Below are 5,357 nucleotides of genomic sequence, written 5' to 3' on the forward strand. Positions count from 1 at the left end.
CCGGCGGCTCCGCCCGCTCCGACCCCGGCGTCCCGGCCACCGCGATCTGCACCCCCTGGTCGGCCAGCGCCTGCAGCTCCGTCGCGGAGCGTTCGTCGTGGCCCGGCGGCTCGTCCGTCACCAGACGGGTGATCAGCTCCGTCGGAACCGTCTGGAACATCGTGTCGGTGCCCAGCTTGGAGTGGTCCGCCAGGACCACCACCTCGGAGGCGGCCTGCACCAGCGCACGGTCGACGGACGCGGAGAGCATGTTGGAGGTGGACAGGCCCCGCTCGGCGGTCAGGCCGCTGCCCGACAGGAAGGCCTTGGAGACCCGAAGCCCCTGCAGGGACTGCTCCGCCCCGCTGCCCACCAGCGCGTAGTTGGAGCCCCGCAGGGTGCCGCCGGTCATCACGACCTCCACCCGGTTGGCGTGGGCGAGCGCCTGCGCCACCAGCAGGGAGTTGGTCACCACCGTCAGACCGGGCACCCGCGCGAGCCGGCGGGCCAGCTCCTGCGTGGTGGTGCCCGCCCCGACCACGATGGCCTCGCCCTCCTCGACGAAACCCGCGGCGAGGTCGGCGATGGCGGTCTTCTCGGCGGTGGCGAGATGGGATTTCTGCGGGAAGCCCGACTCACGCGTGAACCCGCCGGGCAGTACCGCACCGCCGTGACGGCGGTCGAGGAGTCCTTCTGCCTCCAGCGCGCGCACGTCCCGCCGCACGGTCACTTCGGAGGTCTGGACGACGCGGGCGAGCTCACGGAGCGACACCGCTCCGTTGGCGCGCACCATTTCGAGGATCAATTGACGACGTTCTGCAGCGAACACGAAACTGACAGTAACCCCAACGACCGCCGGGTTTCAGCAGTTTGCGGCGAATTGCAGAAGATGTACGTACTCGGGGGTCCGGGGTGGTATAAGGCTCCGCGCCGGGGACTATGCCACACGCATGGGCGGCGACGGACCGTGACGGGCGAAGTCGCCCCGCTCCGCGCGGGCCCCGGAAACGCCGAGCGCCGGCCCCGAGTTGGGGCCGGCGCGGCGCTGGAGAAGGGGGTGTCAGGACTTGCGGGTGTGCAGCTGACGCGCCACCTCGGCGATGGAGCCGGACAGCGAGGGATACACCGTGAACGCGTTTGCGATCTGCTCCACGGTCAGGTTGTTGTCCACCGCGATGGAGATCGGGTGGATGAGTTCGGAGGCGCGCGGGGCGACCACCACGCCGCCGACCACGATCCCGGTGCCGGGCCGCGCGAAGATCTTCACGAAGCCGTCCCTGATGCCCTGCATCTTGGCGCGCGGATTGCGCAGCAGCGGCAGCTTGACCACCCGGGCGTCGATCTTGCCGGCGTCCACGTCGGCCTGGGTGTAGCCGACGGTGGCGATCTCCGGGTCGGTGAAGACGTTGGAGGAGACGGCCTTCAGGTTGAGCGGGGCCACCGCGTCGCCCAGGAAGTGGTACATCGCGATCCGGCCCTGCATGGCCGCCACCGAGGCCAGCGCGAAGACGCCGGTGACGTCGCCGGCCGCGTAGACGCCGGGCGCGGTGGTCCGGGAGACCTTGTCGGTCCAGATGTGGCCGGAGTCCTTCAGCCGGACACCGGACTCCTCCAGGCCCATGTCGTGGGTGTTGGGGATCGCGCCGACCGCCATCAGGCAGTGCGTGCCGCTGATCACCCGGCCGTCCGAGAGGGTGACCTCCACCCGGTCGCCCACCCGCTTGGCGGACGCGGCGCGCGAGCGGGACATCACGTTCATGCCGCGCCGGCGGAACACGTCCTCCAGCACCGCGGCGGCGTCCGGGTCCTCGCCCGGCAGCACGCGGTCGCGGCTGGAGACCAGCGTGACGCGGGAGCCCAGCGCCTGGTAGGCGCCGGCGAACTCGGCGCCGGTGACGCCGGAACCGACCACGATGAGCTCCTCGGGGAGCTCGTCGAGGTCGTACACCTGGGTCCAGTTCAGGATCCGCTCGCCGTCGGGCCGCGCGTCGGGCACCTCACGGGGGTGACCGCCGGTGGCGATCAGCACGGCGTCCGCGGTGAGCGTCTCCTCGCTGCCGTCCACCGCCCGCACGACCACCTTGCGCGAGCCGTCGGCGGCCTGCAGGCCCTCCAGGCGGCCGCGGCCCCGCAGCACCCGGGCGCCCGCCCGGGTGACGGAGGCGGTGATGTCGTGCGACTGGGCCAGCGCCAGCCGCTTCACACGGCGGTTCACCTTGCCCAGGTCCACGCCCACCACGCGCGCGGGGGAGTCTATGTGCGGGGTGTCGTCGGCGACGATGATCCCCAGCTCCTCGTACGACGAGTCGAAGGTGGTCATCACCTCGGCCGTCGCGATGAGCGTCTTCGACGGCACGCAGTCGGTCAGCACCGACGCACCGCCCAGACCGTCCGCGTCGACGACGGTCACCTCCGCGCCGAGCTGCGCGGCGACCAGGGCCGCCTCGTATCCGCCGGGCCCGCCACCAATGATCACGATCCGAGTCACGTGCCCCATTGTCCCGCACCCTTCAAGATCACACCGCCCGGGGTCCACCGGCGCCGCCTCGCGGGGGCGCCGGGGCCGTTGTGCGGGGACGGAAACGACACGGCAACGATCGGGCCGCGAACCCTCTCGGATCTACGCGCGTAGGGGTAGAAGGGATAGGGTCTGGCGGGTGAACGCTTCTCTTCTTCGGGACGACCCCTACGCGGCCGCCGCGGCGGCGGCCGACCGCCTCCGGCAGCTCACGGGCGCCGAGACCCACGACGTCGCCCTGGTGCTGGGTTCGGGCTGGGCCCCGGCCGTCGACGCCCTCGGCACTCCGGAGACCGATCTGGAGGTCACCGAGCTCCCCGGCTTCCCGCCCCCGGCGGTCGAAGGCCACGGCGGGCGCGTCCGGTCGTACCTGCTCGGCGACCGCCGGGTCCTGGTCTTCCTCGGCCGCACCCACTACTACGAGGGCCGCGGCGTCGCCTCCGTGGTCCACGGCGTGCGCACCGCGGCCGCCGCGGGCTGCCGCACGGTGGTCCTCACCAACGGCTGCGGCGGCCTGCGCGAGGGCATGCGCCCCGGCCAGCCGGTGCTGATCTCCGACCACATCAACCTGACGGCCACCTCCCCGATCGTCGGCGCGAACTTCGTGGACCTCACCGACCTGTACTCCACGCGCCTGCGCGAGCTGTGCCGTGAGGTCGACCCGAGCCTGGAGGAAGGCGTCTACGCGCAGTTCCCCGGCCCGCACTACGAGACGCCCGCCGAGATCCGGATGGCCCGCACCATCGGCGCGGACCTGGTCGGCATGTCCACCACCCTGGAGGCGATCGCGGCCCGCGAGGCCGGCGCCGAGGTGCTGGGCGTCTCCCTGGTCACCAACCTGGCGGCCGGCATGACCGGCGAGCCGCTCAACCACGAGGAGGTCCTGCAGGCCGGCCGAGACAGCGCCACCCGCATGGGCGAACTCCTCGCCCGGCTGCTGCCGCGCCTCTGACGGCGCCGCGCCCCTCGCACACCGGGGTGGACCCGCACGACGGTGCGGCTCCACCCCGGCGGGCTTCCCGTCCCGGGGAGGCCCGCCCCGGCGGGACGTCCCGCCCAGGGCAGGACCGGGTTCACGGACCGGGGACCAGGTCCCCCCGGACCGGGAACCAGGTCCGGACCGGGAACCGGGTTCACGCACCGGGAGCGGGAACCCCGTGCGGGGGAACCCGCCCCACCGCGAACCGAACACCGAACCGGAGGACGAACCCACCGTGCAGGACACCCTGATCGCCCGGGCGCAGGCCTGGCTCGCCGAGGACCCGGACCCCGACACCCGGGCGGAACTGAGCGCCCTGATCGAGGCGGGCGACGAGGCCGCGCTCGCCGAACGTTTCGCCGGCACCCTCCAGTTCGGCACCGCCGGCCTGCGCGGTGAACTGGGCGCGGGCCCGATGCGGATGAACCGCTCGGTGGTGATCCGCGCGGCCGCGGGGCTGGCCGCCTACCTGCGCGCCCGCGGCCAGGGCGACGGGCTGGTCGTCGTCGGCTACGACGCCCGGTACAAGTCCGCCGACTTCGCACGGGACACCGCCGCCGTGCTGACCGGCGCGGGCCTGCGCGCCGCCGTGCTCCCCCGCCCGCTGCCGACGCCGGTGCTGGCGTTCGCGATCCGCCACCTGGGCGCGGTGGCGGGCGTCGAGGTCACCGCGAGCCACAACCCGCCGCGGGACAACGGCTACAAGGTGTACCTGGGCGACGGCTCGCAGATCGTCCCGCCGGCCGACGCGGAGATCGCCGCCGAGATCGCGGCGGTCGCCTCGCTGGACGACGTGCCGCGGCCGGAGTCCGGCTGGGAGATCCTGGACGACTCCGTCCTGGACGCCTACCTGGCGCGCACCGACGCGGTGCTCGCGCCGGGCTCCGCGCGGACCGCCCGGACCGTCTACACGGCGATGCACGGCGTCGGCAAGGACGTGGTGCTGGCGGCGTTCGCCCGCGCCGGGTTCCCCGAGCCGGTGCTGGTCGCCGAGCAGGCCGAGCCGGACCCCGCCTTCCCGACCGTGGCCTTCCCCAACCCGGAGGAGCCGGGGGCGATGGACCTCGCCTTCGCCACCGCGCGCAAGGCCGACCCGGCCCCCGACCTGGTGATCGCCAACGACCCGGACGCCGACCGGTGCGCGGTCGCGGTGCCGGACGGCTCGGGCGACTGGCGGATGCTGCGGGGTGACGAGGTCGGCGCGCTGCTCGCCGCGCACCTGGTGTCCCGGGGCGCGCGCGGCACCTTCGCCGAGTCGATCGTGTCGTCCTCGCTGCTCGGCCGGATCGCCCAGGCGGCGGGCCTCGGGTTCGAGGAGACCCTCACCGGCTTCAAGTGGATCTCCCGTGTGGAGGGCCTGCGCTACGGCTACGAGGAGGCCCTCGGCTACTGCGTCGACCCGGACGGCGTGCGGGACAAGGACGGCGTCACCGCGGCGCTGGCGATCACCGAACTGGCGTCCGCGCTGAAGGAGCAGGGCCGCACCCTGCTCGATCTGCTCGACGACCTCGCCGTGGAGCACGGTCTGCACGCGACCGACCAGCTGTCGGTGCGGGTCGCGGACCTGTCCGTCATCGCCGACGCGATGCGGCGGCTGCGGGAGGACCCGCCCACCCGCCTGGCCGGGCTCGCGGTCACCAGGGCCGAGGACCTGTCGGAGGGCACGGAGACGCTGCCGCCGACCGACGGGCTGCGCTACACGCTGGACGGCGCCCGGGTGATCGTGCGGCCGAGCGGCACGGAACCGAAGCTGAAGTGCTACCTGGAGGTCGTGGTCCCGGTCGCCGGCCACACCGGTCTCCCCGCCGCCCGCGCCCGCGCCGCCGAAACCCTGACCGCCCTCCGCACCGCCCTGGCCGAAGCCGCCGGCCTCTGACCCCC

General features: G+C 73.7%; 4 protein-coding genes. 2 read left to right on the forward strand and 2 right to left on the reverse strand.

Translation table 11 applies throughout. From position 1 onward, the window contains the following. Together ACOV8S_RS16330 and ACOV8S_RS16335 are read right to left on the reverse strand one after the other, a co-directional pair. A partial coding sequence (locus ACOV8S_RS16330) for a DeoR/GlpR family DNA-binding transcription regulator (protein WP_448318883.1) occupies window positions 1-772 on the reverse strand: 772 nt, incomplete at its 3' end. Window positions 773-1,039: 267 nt separating this feature from the next. Beyond that, window positions 1,040-2,476 (reverse strand): NAD(P)H-quinone dehydrogenase, encoded by a 1,437-nt coding sequence (locus tag ACOV8S_RS16335; protein ID WP_351117096.1) that lies wholly within the window; start codon window positions 2,474-2,476, stop codon window positions 1,040-1,042. 160 nt (window positions 2,477-2,636) lie between these two features. Between ACOV8S_RS16335 and ACOV8S_RS16340 the strand changes: the two genes are divergently transcribed. Together ACOV8S_RS16340 and ACOV8S_RS16345 are read left to right on the forward strand one after the other, a co-directional pair. Next, the gene (locus tag ACOV8S_RS16340; protein ID WP_448318539.1) at window positions 2,637-3,449 is read left to right on the forward strand and encodes a purine-nucleoside phosphorylase; all 813 of its coding nucleotides are present in this window, start codon (window positions 2,637-2,639) and stop codon (window positions 3,447-3,449) included. Window positions 3,450-3,711: 262 nt separating this feature from the next. Further along, window positions 3,712-5,352, forward strand: a complete 1,641-nt coding sequence (locus ACOV8S_RS16345) for a phospho-sugar mutase (protein ID WP_448318540.1) — start codon at window positions 3,712-3,714, stop codon at window positions 5,350-5,352. The last annotated feature ends 5 nt before the right edge of the window (window positions 5,353-5,357 follow it).

The organism is Streptomyces sp. CO7 (genome assembly GCF_053474865.1).

What these genes read in the sequence shown, in the direction of transcription:
- ACOV8S_RS16335 (WP_351117096.1), bottom strand. Translation starts at nt 2,476, where the DNA reads ATGGGGCACGTGACTCGGATCGTGATCATTGGTGGCGGGCCCGGCGGA.